Source organism: Sphingobacterium sp. CZ-UAM, assembly GCF_002000245.1.
Classification (GTDB): domain Bacteria; phylum Bacteroidota; class Bacteroidia; order Sphingobacteriales; family Sphingobacteriaceae; genus Sphingobacterium.
Window position 1 is genome coordinate 209,867 of the sequence record NZ_MTCM01000003.1, and the last position, 16,513, is coordinate 226,379.

At 41.3% G+C, this 16,513-nt stretch carries 12 protein-coding genes and 4 tRNA genes; 2 read left to right on the forward strand and 14 right to left on the reverse strand.

The genetic code is table 11. The features are described 5' to 3' along the window. Positions 1-107: 107 nt before the first annotated feature. From BWD42_RS14735 to BWD42_RS14745, 3 genes are read right to left on the reverse strand one after another with little or no spacing between them, the layout of a single operon-like run. Positions 108-830, reverse strand: a complete 723-nt coding sequence (locus tag BWD42_RS14735) for a DUF5683 domain-containing protein (protein ID WP_077437164.1) — start codon at positions 828-830, stop codon at positions 108-110. A 1-nt stretch (position 831) separates the two neighbouring features. Next, complete coding sequence (locus BWD42_RS14740) at positions 832-1,767, reverse strand: ParB/RepB/Spo0J family partition protein (protein WP_077437165.1); 936 nt, start codon at positions 1,765-1,767, stop codon at positions 832-834. 1 nt (position 1,768) lies between these two features. Then, a complete protein-coding gene (locus BWD42_RS14745) occupies positions 1,769-2,566 on the reverse strand; it encodes a ParA family protein (RefSeq protein WP_077437166.1) in 798 nt (265 codons plus the stop codon). 227 nt (positions 2,567-2,793) lie between these two features. Between BWD42_RS14745 and BWD42_RS14750 the strand changes: the two genes are divergently transcribed. Continuing rightward, positions 2,794-3,321 (forward strand): NADPH-dependent FMN reductase, encoded by a 528-nt coding sequence (locus BWD42_RS14750; RefSeq protein WP_077437167.1) that lies wholly within the window; start codon positions 2,794-2,796, stop codon positions 3,319-3,321. 319 nt (positions 3,322-3,640) lie between these two features. On the opposite strand, the gene BWD42_RS14755 is transcribed toward BWD42_RS14750, so the two are convergent. Further along, on the reverse strand, positions 3,641-6,586 hold the full coding sequence (locus BWD42_RS14755; protein ID WP_077437168.1) for a M16 family metallopeptidase: 2,946 nt from the start codon (positions 6,584-6,586) through the stop codon (positions 3,641-3,643). Positions 6,587-6,817: 231 nt separating this feature from the next. On the opposite strand from BWD42_RS14755, the gene BWD42_RS14760 reads away from it, so the two are divergent. Continuing rightward, positions 6,818-8,014, forward strand: a complete 1,197-nt coding sequence (locus BWD42_RS14760) for an acyloxyacyl hydrolase (protein WP_077437169.1) — start codon at positions 6,818-6,820, stop codon at positions 8,012-8,014. A gap of 113 nt (positions 8,015-8,127) precedes the next feature. Here the strand turns inward: BWD42_RS14760 and BWD42_RS14765 are convergent. The 10 genes from BWD42_RS14765 to BWD42_RS14805 form a co-directional block, all read right to left on the reverse strand. Further along, positions 8,128-8,202: transfer RNA gene (locus BWD42_RS14765), tRNA-Val, on the reverse strand. Between the two features lie 35 nt (positions 8,203-8,237). Further along, positions 8,238-8,312: transfer RNA gene (locus BWD42_RS14770), tRNA-Val, on the reverse strand. 9 nt (positions 8,313-8,321) lie between these two features. Continuing rightward, positions 8,322-8,399 (reverse strand) — tRNA-Val (locus BWD42_RS14775). A 9-nt stretch (positions 8,400-8,408) separates the two neighbouring features. Next, positions 8,409-8,486: transfer RNA gene (locus BWD42_RS14780), tRNA-Val, on the reverse strand. A 139-nt stretch (positions 8,487-8,625) separates the two neighbouring features. After that, entirely contained in the window at positions 8,626-10,695 is a 2,070-nt protein-coding gene (locus BWD42_RS14785) for a putative porin (RefSeq protein ID WP_077437170.1), read from the reverse strand. Positions 10,696-10,719: 24 nt separating this feature from the next. Next, positions 10,720-11,535, reverse strand: a complete 816-nt coding sequence (locus tag BWD42_RS14790; protein WP_077437171.1) for a purine-nucleoside phosphorylase — start codon at positions 11,533-11,535, stop codon at positions 10,720-10,722. Between the two features lie 68 nt (positions 11,536-11,603). Beyond that, positions 11,604-13,094: a sodium:solute symporter gene (locus BWD42_RS14795; RefSeq protein WP_077437172.1), complete on the reverse strand. Its 1,491-nt coding sequence runs from the start codon at positions 13,092-13,094 to the stop codon at positions 11,604-11,606. Positions 13,095-13,128: 34 nt separating this feature from the next. Continuing rightward, the gene (gene murQ, locus BWD42_RS14800; protein WP_077437173.1) at positions 13,129-13,941 is read right to left on the reverse strand and encodes an N-acetylmuramic acid 6-phosphate etherase; all 813 of its coding nucleotides are present in this window, start codon (positions 13,939-13,941) and stop codon (positions 13,129-13,131) included. A 24-nt stretch (positions 13,942-13,965) separates the two neighbouring features. After that, positions 13,966-14,619: a polysaccharide deacetylase family protein gene (locus tag BWD42_RS25000; RefSeq protein WP_254846244.1), complete on the reverse strand. Its 654-nt coding sequence runs from the start codon at positions 14,617-14,619 to the stop codon at positions 13,966-13,968. 41 nt (positions 14,620-14,660) lie between these two features. Next, positions 14,661-16,487: a glycoside hydrolase family 9 protein gene (locus BWD42_RS14805; RefSeq protein ID WP_254846245.1), complete on the reverse strand. Its 1,827-nt coding sequence runs from the start codon at positions 16,485-16,487 to the stop codon at positions 14,661-14,663. Positions 16,488-16,513 lie beyond the last annotated feature (26 nt).

Sequence of the window (16,513 nt, forward strand, 5' to 3'; positions counted from 1 at the left end):
CTAGTTAAACAACGATTTTTTATTAAAGGCGTCCGTATTCAACACCGCTAAAGAATCTTGATTTGTTGACTACCGGACGCTACGTTACAGGTTTCGACATGATATTTTTAATTGAATTTCATGGACAATTTCAGCCCTACTGTAGGTTTAAAAGTAAACGAGCCTGATGCAAGACTCGCATCCATTAATGTGGGGCCGATCAAAAAAGCAGTCTTTTTGGGTTTATCATCACCGATGCTCCAGCGATATTTTAGCATAGAATCAATATAAGCTTCGGCGACGTTCAATCCATAGACCCCGAGTGTCAATAACACCATCAGGTCCCGATTTCGCCTTGCATTGTCCTTTGCCCGAATAATTGACTCATCTGGGATCCTTTCATAAAAAGGATCTACTGGCCGACCTTCAGCCCGATCCTGCAGTACCCCTAAGAGCTCCTTATAATATTTATTATTAAAGTCAAAAACAAGCACTGTGGTTGCCAGTCCACCGTAGATCACAGGCACTTTAATCCACCAAACACCACCATTGGTATACTGCCCCCAACCCGGTAAGACCAAAGAGCGCTTCCAGGCCTGTTTATTTTTTGCTTCAATAGCCAACCGGGTAGAATCTTTAAACACCACCTTTTCCTTCGCCTTGGCTTCTTCTTTTTCTCGTTTCTTACGTTCTTTCCGGGATTCCTTTTTTACAGTATCCTGTGCTGATTTAGGTTTCAAGCTGTCCGCATTGACAGTTTGAACCTGCTTTTTCGGAATAGTATCGACAGTCTGCGCCTGCACCGTCAGTACAGCAAATACGGCAATAAGCAGACTCATTAATTTGGTCATATTACCAATCTAAAAGTTCAAGAATACGGCTCAGATCATCCTCCGATTCAAAAGGAATCTCAATCGCCCCTTTACCTTTGGTACTCTTCAAATTCAATTTGACTCGGGACGAAAATTTCGACGCCAGATCATCCTCAATTTTTTGCAATTGAAACGACATCGGTGTTTTCTCTTTATTAGTTTTTTTCTTCCCGCCCTTTTGCAGTTCACGCACAAGCTCTTCGGCCTTTCGAACAGACAAGCCTTGATCGATGATCAATTTGAAAATATATAACTGTTTATCTACTTCCGAAATATTGATCAGCGCTCGGGCGTGTCCCATCGTCAAAGCGCCATCCCGTATAGCAGCCTGAATCACGGGGGGAAGTTTCAATAAACGGAGATAGTTGGTCACAGTTGAACGGTTTTTACTGACACGCTCACCCAGCTCCTCCTGCTTTAAATTACATTCCTCGATCATCCGTTGAAAGCTCAAGGCGACCTCAATAGCGTTTAAGTTCTCGCGTTGGATATTTTCGATCAATGCCATTTCCAGCATCTGCTGATCATTGGCCGTACGGATATAAGCCGGTATCTCCGTGATACCCGCCAGTCTTGAAGCACGAAGACGACGTTCCCCCGAGATCAATTGGTAGTTACCATCCGAAATCTTACGTACCGTAATCGGTTGGATTAAACCCTGTAATATAATAGATTCCGATAATTCCTGTAATGCAACCGGATCAAATTCGGTACGTGGTTGAAATGGATTTACCGATATTTCTTCTACCCGGACATGGCTGATATTGCCATTTTCTTTATTTGTATTTACTGTAGAAGAAGTCACCAAAGGCGACTCCTCAACTTGCTGATTACTTTTAGCAGGAGCTTCTACACTATCGTTTAATAGCGCACCTAAACCTCTTCCCAGTCCTGTTTTACGCTGATGTGCTGCCATATTATGCGGTTACTGTTGTATTCATTTCATTAAAATGTCCGTTTTTCTGCAATATTTCACGCGCCAAATTCAAGTAGTTGATTGCACCTTTACAGGACGCATCATGCATGATTACAGAAATACCGAAGCTAGGAGCTTCACTCAAACGGGTATTACGTTGAATAATGGTATCAAAAACTAAATCCGTAAAATGCGTCTTCACTTCTTCGACGACCTGATTGGAAAGTCTCAAACGGACATCGTACATCGTCAATAAAATACCCTCGATTTCCAAACTAGTATTTAAACGATTTTGAACGATTTTAATTGTGTTCAGCAATTTACCCAATCCTTCTAACGCAAAATACTCACACTGAACAGGGATAATGACCGAATCAGATGCAGATAACGCATTAATGGTGATCAAACCCAATGAAGGAGAACAGTCGATGATAATAAAATCATAATCATCTTTCACCTGGTCCAAGATCTTTTTCATCTTGTATTCCCTTTCGTGCATATTGATCATTTCAATCTCAGCACCCACCAAGTCGATGTGAGCAGGCAAAAGATCAAGATTTGGCGTCTCAGTTGGCTGAATAGCGTCCCTTGGATTCAAATCATTGACCAAACATTCGTATATACTTTCATTGATCGTACGGGGGTCAAAACCAATCCCAGAAGTAGAGTTTGCTTGAGGATCCGCATCTACCAACAATGTTTTATATTCTAAAACCGCCAAACTAGCCGCCAAGTTAATTGACGTTGTGGTTTTTCCGACCCCACCCTTTTGGTTTGCGATTGCGATTACTTTTCCCATCTTGAATGAAAACCTTTCTTAATTAAAATGTCATTTTACACTACATTTCACTTTTCCGAAGATCAATTTGTCCAAATAATTACGCTAAATTTAAATTAGCTTAACAAATTCAGCATATTTCGTACTTTTGATTGATCAAAAGCACATATCCTCAGGATGCTAAGATACAAAAAATCAAGATATGTATCCACTTTGAAATAGTGCTTTTTATAAGTATCAACAACACAATGATTTTAATAATATCCGGAACAAACCGTCCCAATAGTAAGACGTTAAAAATAGCAAAATGCTACCAGCAGCTTCTTAGTCGTAAATCCATTGAGAGCGAGATCTTTTCACTATCAGACCTACCATCAAACATTTTGGAAACAGATCTTTACGGAAAAAGAAGTGCAGCTTTTGAGCCGATACAGCACAAGGTCAGCCAAGCCGACATGTTTATTTTTATAGCTCCTGAATACAATGGAAGCATCCCCGGGGCGCTTAAACTTTTTATTGACTGCTGCACCTTCCCGATCAGTTTTTACCACAAAAAAGTTGCACTAGTAGGATTATCGTCGGGACGATATGGCAACCTACGCGGAATAGATCATCTTACCGGAATATGCCACTACCTCAGAATGCAGGTTCTTCCACTCAAGATATTCCTTCCTAATGTACAACAGGAACTGAATGAGAACGGGGAATTATTCAAAGAAGACACCCTTCAGTTTATCAACGAACAGATTGAGGAAATCGCAAGGTTTAGCTCTTAAGCGAGAAGACTGCCTTTAGTAAAACAACCAATGGGCCACCCACACAGATTCTACAAAAGGTTATCCTATTTTGTTGATCTGCACACAGCTACCTATTGCTAAAACAATACAGGCAAAAAAGACTGCTCAAAAAACAAGAACGCCTCGGAGAATTGAATATTTGAAAGCGAATGTCCAAGGAGGAAAAAATATAAAAAAAAGGTACTGTCCGACTGTGGACAGTACCTTTTTTATTCATGTAGTATGAGGGAATAAGATTTATAACCAAAGGCTTAAAAACTCTTCTCTGATCCCTATTTATAATACCAATATTTAAAAACTAATAGCCAAATATCTCTTTTAAGTCTAGTTTTTTGACCTCGCCCAATTTAGCAAGATCTTCTGCTTTAAGGCTATCTTCTTTCGCTACGATGCAATACACATAAGGCTTTTGACTCATCTCTTTCTTATGGAACGTATTCAAATCAGCATAAGTTAACTTAGGTGCTTGCTCATAAACTACTTTACGGATATCTGTCGTATTCCCCAAGCGTTGAGCCGCCAGATAACTGCTTAAAATAGATGCATTCAGCACACGCTCACTGGCGATGGACTTCTGCAAGCTCACTTTAGCAATATCCAGTCCTTTTGCGCTTTCTGGCAGGACATCCAATAACTCGTTCATACCTTTAATGGCCTCATTAAATTTATCAGCCTGCGTGCCGACATAAGCTCCTACTGTATAATGATTTTCTTTTTTATAAGGCTGTCCATAGAATGCATAAGTAGAGTAGGCCAATGCTTTCGATTCACGAATGGTCTGGAATACGATACTTCCCATACCGCCACCAAAATAATTATTGAACAAAGATACTGTTGGGGTTAGCGAGCTGGAGTAAGTACCTGATGATCTATACCAGAACACTTCAGCTTGTTTCATATCAAAATTGGCAAACAATACCTGATTTTTATTGGTCGGTTGCTCAGTAAATACCATACTTTTTGCCCCTTGCACATAGTCCCCCGAACCTTGTTTCAGCGGTTTTGCCTTCGCTACAAATTCACTGGCATTCAACGGTCCAAAATAAAGCAATGTATGTTTCATATTGGCCAGATTATGCAATGCTTTCACCAGATCTTCCGCTTTCAATGCATCCAGTTCCGCATCTGTAAAAACATTATTGAACGGGTTTTTAGCACCATATTTCGCATATGATTTTAAGCCCTCCATAATAGCTCCCTTATTTTCCTTTGCGTTAGCCCTTGACTTCTTAAGGCGTGCAATATACATTTTGAATGCCTCCTGGTCCGTCACACAATTACGCAACAGGTCCTGGATTAAAGACTGCGTAGCAGTAAAGTTCGAATTCAAACCCGAAATAGAAACCAACGTTTCTTCATTTCCAGCAGAAACAGAAAAATCAGATGCTAATTGATAAAAGTCTTTACTGAACTGCTCGCTGGACTTCTCTTTTGTTCCCAAAAATTCCAGGTAACCTGCAGCCAATGACAGCAACTTATTATTCCATTTACCCACATCAAAACGATAGGACAGTGAGAACAATTCATTATCATTATTCTTCACCGCAAGCACGGGCAAACCATTCGCAGTAGCTTTCTGAACGTCTTTATTGTAATCTACCCAAACCGGCTGGATCTTATCCTCCGGCATTGCTTCTACCTTTTTCAGAAAGTCAGATTGATCGTCACGGTTTACTGTGACAGGTGTAATTTCCGGTTTTACAACCTTAACAACATTATTATCAACCCCTTTACGTTTATAAACGACAACATAATTATTATCGTTCAGATATCGATTGGCGAAATCGACAATATCCTGTTTTGTAATCTTATTCAATCCATCTGAATAACTGACCACGGATGCCCAGTCCTGCCCCGAAGTGAAAGCGTCCATCAAAGCCTCAGCACGATCACCATAACTTTCATGCTGTTTGATCTCATCTTTTTTGGCATTATTAACAATTGCACCCATCAAGTCATCAGAAAATTCACCTTTGCGCAACTTATCCAGTTCTTTCAGCAGCAACTGCTGCACCTCTTCCAGGCTCTGTCCCTGACTTGGATTTCCCTGTAGAATCAATAATGAGTAATCTTTCAATACATATGGAAATGCTCCGGCACCCAATAACTTTTGGTTCTTCACTAAATCCAGATCAATCAGACCCGCCGAACCGTTCGTCAATATCTGACTCATCAGATTTAATAACTGTGCATCCTTGGTCGCTGCTCCCGGGAAACGAAATCCCATAAACATAAACTCAGCATCAGGCCCTTTTACCTCCCGAACAATTGGGCTTAAAATAGGCTTTTCCGGTTCAAAAGTATATGGCGGTATTTCTTTGGCCTGCATAAAAGCAAAACTTTGGTCCACCTTCTTCACAACCTCTGTAGGATCAAAATCACCCGACATGATTACCCCCATATTGTTGGGCACATAGTAAGTATTAAAATATTCCCTGATAGCTTTTAAGGAAGGGTTTTTCAGATGTTCTACTGTACCAATCGTAGTCTGCTTTCCGTAGTTATTATTCGGGAATGCGGCTTCGAACATCGCCTCAACAGCCTTGCGGCTATCTTTGTCCAATCCAATATTTTTTTCCTCATACACAGCCTCCAGCTCCGTATGGAAAAGACGTAGGACCGGATTCCTAAAACGCTCAGCCTGCACAGCAAGATATTTATCCATTACATTACTTGGGATCTGCTCTTGATATACCGTTTGCTCGAAAGAAGTAAACGCGTTTGTTCCCTCAGCTCCCATGGATGCCATCAGCTTGTCGTACTCATTTGCAATAGCATACTTTGCAGCCTCACCTGACACCCGGTCGATTTCCTTGTATATCGCTTTCCGTTGCACCTCATCAGTCGTAACATTATATTTTTCATAAAGTGCATCAATCTGATCCAGCAAAGGTTTTTCCTTGGCCCAGTCTTTGGATCCAAATTTATCCGTACCCTTGAAGAGCATATGCTCCAGGTAATGAGCCAAGCCTGTATGATCTTTTGGATCTGTTTTGCTTCCAGCTTTTGTAGCAATGTAAGTCTGGATACGAGGTTCTTTTTTCGTCGGGCTTAAAATAACGGTTAGACCATTTTTGAGCTTGTAAAATCTCGAATGGGTAGGGTCATTGGACACATACTTATAAGTGTACCCACCCTCAGAAGATTCTTTCCATTCAAATTTGGTGCTCTGGGCAAACAAAGTACCCCCCGCTGTTGTTAGTGCAAACGTAACAGCAGTAATTTTAAATAGGTTTTTAATCATATTTCCTTTTTCTTTTCAACTCAAACTTAGATAAATTGCTGTGGATATGCAATATAATTACACACATATAAAAAACAATTTATTTTAATCTGCTACTCATGCACTTTCTGCTTTGTAGCTGAAATACGGCAATTTGTCATCTGTATTTCCCATATGCCTAATGAATATTGTTACAATGGTTTATCATTCTTATTTTTGCAAAAATTTTAAAAAACGCTAACGTTTTATTTCATGAGATCAAGCATACTTGTTTTTGTGATCTTCGCGCTCCTTTCCTTTCGTACAAACGCGCAGGTCACCCCCAGAATAGAAAATCAGAAAGACACATTAAACAACCGCCCCCCAGCAAAAACAAGGTTAATATTTCAGCTCGAACATGAAAGTGGAGGTGAACTCAAATTTAACGATCGTACCAAGCAGACCTTAGAAGACTCCTATTACAGTGGACTTAACTTTCGGGTCGGTTTCCAGACACAATTTCAGGACTCATTAAAGAGTATCTATAATGAGCTTTACAACTACCCCATTTATGGTGTCGGCATCTACAGCAGCACTTTTGGCCAGGAACACTTGGGTCAGCCTTTTGCGCTCTATGGTTTCGTAGCCATCCCCATCAAACCCAAAGTCAACAGCAAATGGAACTTCAATTACCGGATTGCCCTGGGCCTTTCAGGCAGATTCAACCCATATAATGAAGAAGACAACCCACTTAACCTTATTATCGGAAGCAAAAACAATGTATTTATCGACTTCGGACTGCAGGCCAATTACAGATTAAGCCGGAAATTTCAGGTCGGTGCGGGAATCGCTTTTCACCATTTCAGCAATGGTGCATTGGCGCTACCAAACACTGGAATAAACCTACTTCCATTGAGCTTATCGGTTTCTTATACCCCAACAAGCAAACCATTTGATTACAGAAAACGTGCGGTTCCCGCAATGGAAGAAACAGAAGAACTACATTTTAATTATGCATTTGGATTCAAGCAGATTGACCGGGATCACGATGGCCAATATTTTAAATCGACACTGGGAGCCTACTATAGTAAGCACTTCGGATACAAATGGCGCCTAGGGGCAGGAATGGATGCTTTCTATTCGGCAAGTGGCAATGATGAGAAAATTGCAGGCAACAAAGCAGGTAGTTTTGGGGCATTGTTTTCCTACGGTCCCGCATTTTACATCGACCATGTCCTAAATTCGCGACTTTACATTAACGGAAATGTGGGGGTATACCTACACCGCAATAAATTCAATGGAGAAAGCACACCTGTATATCTAAGAGCAGGCGTACGCTATAAAGTATATAAAGATTTCTTTGCCGGCGTCTCCATTAAAGCACATGGTGGTAAAGCAGACTTTATTGAATGGACAACCGGCTATGGCTTTAAATTGGGCAAAAAACGGGCAAATCCGGCCGGCAATTAGCCCAAGCTGAGAACCCGGACTTTTTGGACAACAGAACATAAACGAAACGGACACTACACAAGTCCGTTTGTACCGCATAAAAAAAGCGTTCATTAAGAACGCTTTTTTTATTGTGGGGATTACTGGGTTCGAACCAGTGACCCCTACCTTGTCGAGGTAGTGCTCTAAACCAGCTGAGCTAAACCCCCTAACGAAAAAAAAGCACCAATTGATGATGCTTTTGTGGAGGCTACTGGATTCGAACCAGTGACCCTCTGCTTGTAAGGCAGATGCTCTGAACCAGCTGAGCTAAGCCTCCGTTTTGGATTGGTGGAGAATACTGGATTCGAACCAGTGACCCTCTGCTTGTAAGGCAGATGCTCTGAACCAGCTGAGCTAATTCTCCGACTTTGTATGGTGGAGGCTACTGGATTCGAACCAGTGACCCTCTGCTTGTAAGGCAGATGCTCTGAACCAGCTGAGCTAAGCCTCCATACTTTTTTAAAGAACGCCGTTCCCTAATTGCGTGTGCAAATATAGCTTAAAAATTCTATTCTCAAAATTATTTTCAAAGATTTTCTACATTTAAAACCGCAACAAGCTAAAAAACACCCATATAATTTTCATGACAATTAGTCGTAGAACTTCCAAGAAACACCAAATCTAAAGTTGGCCGTATTCATTGGATAACGTCGCACAGTATAATAACCTTTCGGATAAAAATTCTGATTTAGGAAATTATAACTTAAAAACATATTGACCCGCTGTATATTTGCAGTGATCCATAAATCCATAATCGGATAAGTAGAAAACTCGATCTGTTGATAGGCATTATAAAACTGCCCTGTACCTATTGAATAATTTGGATTGGCATAAGGTGTATTAAATTTAGCGTCAATACCTATACTATAATCGATAACTTTATAAAAGAGATTGCTATAGTAGAGACTGTGCCAGGTATAAACCTCAGGAATTGCCAATATATTCTGCTGGTCCGTCTTTTGATAGACCACCAGGTTGTCAAGTGTAAAATGGTTGAGTTTGAATTTCTGGCCCACGCTCACCTTCAACAAATTGGCATTATCGAGTTGTGCTGGATTAATCCATCTGTCCTTCCTGCGATCGTTTTGCGGATTTGGCAGTTCTTCAAAATAGGTATAGTTGTTCAGCAAAAAATACTCAACCTTTCCATTGAACCCCAATGTAGGGTTGCGATATTGGAAAGCCAAATTTTGAATCTTGGTCTTTTTTAACCCCAAATCATTCCAATTACCATAAGTATAATTCAGGTTTTCAAAAACCATTTCAGGAGATTTGTTCTGCGAATAGGCAGAAAGAGTCACTTTTCCGATTTTATCACCCATCGAAATATCCGCTTTTGCTTCGTAGAGAAAATCGCCTATATTGTGCCCAAAGACAATCTGATTAGCTTTTAAACTGAAGTCCAAGCGATCTGAAAATTTGTAACCCAGCTCTCCTTTGACAATTCCATTTTGGTAGAAACGGTCAAATGTTGTACTATCCGGCAATTTCTTAAGTGGCTCAGGATAAGCGGCCTGATTGCTATAGTAACGTAATGACTCTACCTGACTTTGCTCCACCCAGTTCATATCATGCTGAAAAGCCAGATTCAGTTTGGCCTCGTTTTTAAAGATTGACTTGCCACGCAGAAAAAAGTTATATTCAAACTCATTGGAAACATTTGTAATACCTGTCTTATCATTATTAAGTGCAAATGTATTATTCGTGATTGGTAACGCAACAGCCCGCTCGTTCATGTTCTTGAAGAAATTGTAGGTCTGTCTTCTTATACGGGTGTTATGGGCCATACTGTTCGTTGGATAGATCTGCATGGTTGGCTTTCCCTTATCTACCGTATCAATCCGACCGACATAGAGTGACTGACGCAGGAACAACGAATTGTCCCACCATTTTGATCTGGGCACAGTCGTATTACTAGCATCCTGAAATTTCACGGGAAACCGATCCGGAGACTGTATATTTTCGGGAGCAAAAGGTCTATCCTCCACAGTAGATCCATTCTCCATTGCATCCAAGCGGTTAAAAACCGCATTGATCAATAAGTTATAACGGTTATTTTTAGATTCATACCAAGAGGCGATAGATGCTTTCAGATCAGAATAATTCTGGTTAAGATAATATCCATCAGTTTTCGTTGAATGGAAGTCAACATTCATATTCCATTGCGAATTGATATTCTGCGACACCCGGGCCCTAAAAACCTGATCATCAAAAAAGAATCCCACAGCCGATAGTTCGGAATAACGTGCACGGGCCCTAAAATATTGCACAGAGTCAGGATTCAATAAATAACGTTCCAATGCAGTGAATCCGGACTGAAATCCGATTGTCTTTTTAGGCTGAAATAATAAATCCCTTGTAGCCAAACCATATGACCCGAGGTTCACACTGGGATTCCAGGGTAGGTTTTGGGGATTATAATATTGATAATTACGATGTGAAGTATCTATCTGTCTCGTATAAGTTCCTTTTTTAAGCATATCCAATGTTGCATAACGGATATATTTTGCAGACAGGATAACTGAATCTTTTTTCCCGTCCTCTTTGGCTCTCGCCGAATCCAATGCACTGCTCCACTCTTCTTTGCTTTGCGCAATAACATTCGTGGAACAAACAAGTAAGACACACAGTGCGGCTAATACGCGTACGATCAACTTCATCTAAAAATTGTATATAGTCTAAATTTATTGCAAAGCTATCAATTCTTTCAAAATTAATGTCATCTTAGGTTCCGCTTTCTCAGCGACAGCGACGATTTCCTGCAATGACACCGGTTTTAGCTTATCGTGGAATCCCTCATCCGTAACAACAGAGATCGCGAACACCGGAAGAGCCATATGATTGGCAACAATCACCTCCGGAACTGTACTCATCCCCACCACATCCCCGCCAATAATTCGCATGAATCGGTATTCAGCTTTTGTTTCAAGATTGGGTCCAGGTGAGGAGACATACACCACTTTTCGTGCTCTAATACCATGCCTCGATGCGATTTCAAGCGCCTGCTCAATCATTGTACGATTATACGGTTCGCTCATATCCGGGAATCGGGGACCAAACTCAGCAAGGTTCTGCCCGCGCAAGGGATTATCGGGCAAAAGATTGATATGATCTTCAATAATACCTAGATCCCCATTTCGAACCTCCGGATTCAAAGATCCGGCAGCATTTGACACAAAGAGTTTTTTGACCCCCAGCACTTTCATGATCCGGATAGGAAAAGTAATCTGTTGCATATCATATCCCTCATAATAATGAAGCCTTCCTTGCATGGCAACCACATTCTTTCCATTCAATTTTCCAAAAATCAATTTACCGGAATGAAATTCAACTGTAGAGATGGGAAAATTAGGAATATTGGAATACATCAACTGATATTGGATCTCAATCTCATCTACCAGCTTACCCAGTCCAGTACCCAGGATGATACCGAATTCTGGCGTAAAATCTCCAATTTTTCTACGGATAAATTCCGTAGTCTCATTTATGCTATGATACATACGTACAAAAAAACTAAGTATCTCAAACTTAACTTAATTTTTTTGTACGTACAAATCAAATATAGCAGCTAATTATGCGAAAGCGCCTTTTCACTTGCTTTACCTGGAGAGCTGATCAAAAGCATCACAAAAGTAATAAAACCATTAATGATAATCAGGTCCAGTCCGATCACATAAGGTGTATACACCTCGATCACATAGGTCTTGAGTAAATACAATAAGGTTGGTGAAAGTACACAGATATAAGGTACGGCATTGTCCCGTACAGCAGATTTTGTAAAAATCCCAAAAACAAACAATCCCAGCAGTGGACCATAGGTATAGCTCGCCGCTGTAAATATCGCATTCACCACCGAATCATCATTGATCAGCTTAAACACGAGTATCACCAGTAACATAACGATCGAAAACCCAAAGTGTACGTAATTACGCTTTTTGACAAGAACAGGATCATTGGGATTTTCTTTTTTATTGAAATTCAGAAAATCCACACAGAATGAAGTCGTCAACGCTGTCAGTGCACTATCCGTTGTCGCAAACGTTGCTGCTGTCAGCCCCATCATAAAGATGATCGCCGGCACGATGGCAAGGTGATTCAGTGCGATCTCGGGATAGAGGTAATCGCGGGTTGCCAACTTCGATACGTCAATACCATTTTTTGCTGCATAGATATATAACAGCGCTCCTACCGCTAAAAAGAAAATATTGATCACCACAAATACACTTGTGAATGTAATCATATTCTTTTGCGCTTCTTTGATCGTCCCCATGGACAGATTCTTTTGCATCAGATCCTGATCAAGTCCTGTCATGGCAATAGTAACAAAAATCCCGCCCAGGAACTGTTTCCAAAAGTTTGCTTTACTGCCCACAAAGTCATCCCAAAAAAAGATTTTGGAATAGCTGCTTTCCTTGACTGCTTCGAATGTATCCACAATCCCGAAATCCAATCCCTTAGCCATAAAATAGATCGAAAGGATAACAGCTGTTACTAGAAAGGTGGTCTGTAGGGTATCTGTTACAATGATTGTCTTTAAGCCTCCCTTATTGGTATACATCCAGATAAGTACCAAACAGATCACAACTGTGATCGCAAAAGGCACATTCCAGGCATCAAAGATAAAGTGCTGCAGGACAATGGCGACCAGGTATAAACGAAAAGCCGAACCTATGGTACGGGAAATCAAAAAGATGGCAGCACCGGTTTTATACGTTGTATGCCCAAAACGTTCTTCCAGATAAGTGTAAATGGAAGTCAGGTTCATTCGGTAGTAAAGCGGAAGCAATACATAAGCTATAATGACGAATCCGACTGCATTTCCGAGCACAAACTGAAAATAACTGAATTCGGATGCACCCACAGCGCCTGGAACAGAGATAAAGGTCACACCAGAAAGAGCAGTACCGATCATCCCGAAGGCGACCATATACCATTTCGAATTTCGGTTAGCAACAAAGAAGGTAGAATTGTCGGAAGATCCTTTTGAGGTAAAGTGCGCCACGGCGAGCAAGACCGCAAAATAGATCACAATAAAGGATAATAATATAACTGGTGACATAGTTTGTTTTTAATAGGTGATTGTGATGCGATTGTTAATGAGTAGCCTGGTAAGCTTCGATTGCCTGCCTTACATTACCAAATTGTTCCAGCAAAGCAGCTGCGTCCTCCTCTGTCGCTCCGGTCTGGTCCATAATAATTCGTACGCCACGGCCGACCAATTTGTGATTTGACAATTGCATATCGACCATTTTGTTCCCCTTCACACGCCCCAGCTGAATCATTACTGCAGTACTGAACATATTTAATACCAGCTTCTGCGCTGTACCGGACTTCATACGGGTAGAGCCGGTCACAAATTCAGGTCCAACAATAACTTCTACAGGATATTGTGCAATTTCAGCAATCGGAGAACCGCTATTACAAACAATACAGCCGGTCACCAATCCTTTTTCGTTTGCAGTCTTCAGGCCACCAATGACATAAGGCGTTGTCCCCGAGGCAGCAATACCGATCACCACATCATTTTCATCAATATCATAAGCTTCCATATCTTTCCATGCCTGCTCCAGATCATCCTCTGCAAATTCGACTGCCTTACGGATTGCTGTATCTCCGCCGGCAATTAGACCGATAATCCACTCAAATGGCACACCGTAAGTAGGAGGCAATTCAGATGCATCTAAGACTCCAAGTCGGCCACTTGTACCGGCCCCGATATAGAAAGTCCGACCACCCGCTTTCATTCTTTCCACAGTGACCTTAACCAATGCTTCGATCTGAGGAATAGACCTTTCAACAGCTAGTGGCACAGATTTATCCTCATTATTGATATTAGTCAATAATTCATGAACAGACATCTTGTCCAAATCCTGATAATTCGAATCTTTCTCCGTTGTATTAACCATTCTTAATAATATATATTGTATTCCTTAATTCAATAAACCAGGTATATCAACGATCTGATATCCTTTCTTCTTTAATATGTTGATTATATCATCCAAATGATGATACAGCTTATCTTTTCGTCTATCATCTGTTCCCATATGGATCAATATGATGAAGCCATTTAAACCAGATTTTCTTTCATAAGACCAAAGCCCCTTTAAAATCTCTGCCGAAGATAAATAACGTTTTCCCATTTCTGGGTAAGTATAATCTGCGGCAGTCCGTATTCCCGGCGTGTAGTTGATAGAAGACAGCCCTATCTCTTCTGCCCACGCTACCGTCTCACCATTATACCATTCATAAGAAGGAATATAATAACGCAGTTGACCGATATCGACCCCCGAAAATGCCAACTCTTTCACATTAGCCTTTAAATCCAGCAGGAACGAATCCCGGCTGACCAACAGCTCATCCCTGCTGCCCCAATCACTGACCAGCAGATGTTTATCGGAATGTCCTGACACCAAATGTCCATCTTTCAACATCTGCCGGATATAAGGCTTGAAACCTCCATTCCTTAGATAATCTCCTGTTAAGAAAAAATTCCCCTTCACATGATATTGCTTCAAGCTATTCAAAACCGTAGGCGTTCCCTCCGATAAATCATGCCCCGTAAACACCAGAGCCACTTTTTTCACTGTAGAATCGCCGCGGACAATAGCCCCGAAGACATCTCGGGCTACTTTTTTCCCGCAGGCTCCTCCAAAGCCTTCCCTTCTTTAGCCGCCAGCAAGTAGATCAATGAAGCCGTTCCATCCATGGTAGGCTCATTGGTACTGTAGTCACCATAATCGTCATGATAAACGGCAAGGTCACTCTGAAAATCAGCATAGCTATCCGGATTATTCAGCTTAATACCGATCAGGTTACGATAAGTAGACGCCATGATCGGACCATCCACCAGTCCACCATCAATCGGATGTTTACCCAAATAGGTAAAAGCAGAATGTGGATCCTTAGGCGTATCACCCCAAGATGGAAGCCCATACACCATACTTGTCCCCCAGGGATTGGCACCAAAGAGCCAGTCAAAATTAGCCTGCTCCAGTTCATCAAACTGATTATCTCCTGTCAGCTCTTTATACCAAAGGCATTGTATGGCGAACGAAGCGGTCAGATTATTGCTGCACCAGATAAAAGGAACCCCTCTTAAAAATGCATTTTCGGCAGCTCGCTTATTTACCTCTTCAATACCCTGTTTATAAAATGAGACAATCTCCTCGCGATCTTGCCCTTTTAATCTTTTAGCCAATTCATAATGTCCCAAATTGATAAAGGGATACCACTGATAATGCGCAGCCGTATCGGTTATCATCCAAGGTGTTATTTTTTCCTGCCTGGCATACTGCATCGCCTCCTCGGCAAACTTATTTTTCTTTGTTACCGAAAACCCCATTGCTGCCGCCAGTTGCATATCATCCACCCAATTGTCTTCGGCATAGATATAGGGCGATTTGACCGAAACCGTCTGTGTCACCCCCGGTTTTATATTTGCAAATGCATAAGCGGTCTCAGCTTTCTGCGACAGTAATTTTGCATATTTTTTATCCTCTTTTTGAAAAAGCACAGATCCCAAACGGAAAGCACTGCTAAATTTCCCCGCTGTAGAGCTTGTCCCTGTGGTGTTATTCATAAACTTGCCCCTTTGTTGTGGCTCCCCATCTATAAAATACACTGGGCGTTCAAACCCACGGCCATAGTAAGGATCCTCCTTGGGCATGCGCATACTGGCATGATCACGATCATCCGCAATCTGATTATACATCTGATCCGCCTTTGGATGCATCTTCAACAACCAGTCGAGTCCCCATTTAGCTTCATCCAATACATCGGCACGTCCATTCTTTCCATCTAAGCCATTTGCTAGCTTTTGATCAGTAAATACCTTTGGAAAGTCCCGATAAGCAGCTAGCAGATGAAATGTCGCATTTGCCGAGGTTGTCGCATATTGCAAATAATCAGAAGCATCATGCCAGCCACCCCCCGCATCAATATGCGAACTATCCGCTATACCGACTTTACCGGCATACAATGTAAAGCCGTCGTGTGTATGACAACTGTCTTTTAAAAAAGGGTTGAATAATGTCCGTTGCTGGCGCATATACCGCAACACAAAGTCCGCTGCCCCCGCATAGACGTCCGGAGCCACCCTAAAATAAGGTGACCTAACCTCCCCCGCCTGGATAAAAAAACGGCCCGTATCCCTTAAAGCAGAAAAATCAAATCGAAAACTCTGCACAAAAGGCCCATAGCTACCATAATCTTTCCCTACGGGATGAACATACACTGTCTTACCTGTCTTTGCATCTTTAACCTCAAAAGAACGAAGCTGCCTGATTGATTTCCCGCCCCATACAGCGACCTTTTTACCTGTCGGAGTATAGCCTAATTGGTTGATTCGAATCCAAGCATTTTGCTGTGCTTCCGCAAAGTTACAAACAAAACATGCAAAAACAAGCAAAAAAGCTTGACGTAAATTTAAGAAGTTTAGACATTCTTTTATCATAATAAGGCATTTTATTTTTAATAAAA

What these genes read in the sequence shown, in the direction of transcription:
- BWD42_RS14750 (WP_077437167.1), top strand. Translation starts at nt 2,794, where the DNA reads ATGATTTTAATAATATCCGGAACAAACCGTCCCAATAGTAAGACGTTA.
- BWD42_RS14755 (WP_077437168.1), bottom strand. Translation starts at nt 6,586, where the DNA reads ATGATTAAAAACCTATTTAAAATTACTGCTGTTACGTTTGCACTAACA.
- BWD42_RS14795 (WP_077437172.1), bottom strand. Translation starts at nt 13,094, where the DNA reads ATGTCACCAGTTATATTATTATCCTTTATTGTGATCTATTTTGCGGTC.
- murQ (WP_077437173.1), bottom strand. Translation starts at nt 13,941, where the DNA reads ATGGTTAATACAACGGAGAAAGATTCGAATTATCAGGATTTGGACAAG.
- BWD42_RS14760 (WP_077437169.1), top strand. Translation starts at nt 6,818, where the DNA reads ATGAGATCAAGCATACTTGTTTTTGTGATCTTCGCGCTCCTTTCCTTT.
- BWD42_RS14740 (WP_077437165.1), bottom strand. Translation starts at nt 1,767, where the DNA reads ATGGCAGCACATCAGCGTAAAACAGGACTGGGAAGAGGTTTAGGTGCG.
- BWD42_RS14745 (WP_077437166.1), bottom strand. Translation starts at nt 2,566, where the DNA reads ATGGGAAAAGTAATCGCAATCGCAAACCAAAAGGGTGGGGTCGGAAAA.
- BWD42_RS14785 (WP_077437170.1), bottom strand. Translation starts at nt 10,695, where the DNA reads ATGAAGTTGATCGTACGCGTATTAGCCGCACTGTGTGTCTTACTTGTT.
- BWD42_RS14735 (WP_077437164.1), bottom strand. Translation starts at nt 830, where the DNA reads ATGACCAAATTAATGAGTCTGCTTATTGCCGTATTTGCTGTACTGACG.
- BWD42_RS14790 (WP_077437171.1), bottom strand. Translation starts at nt 11,535, where the DNA reads ATGTATCATAGCATAAATGAGACTACGGAATTTATCCGTAGAAAAATT.
- BWD42_RS14805 (WP_254846245.1), bottom strand. Translation starts at nt 16,487, where the DNA reads ATGATAAAAGAATGTCTAAACTTCTTAAATTTACGTCAAGCTTTTTTG.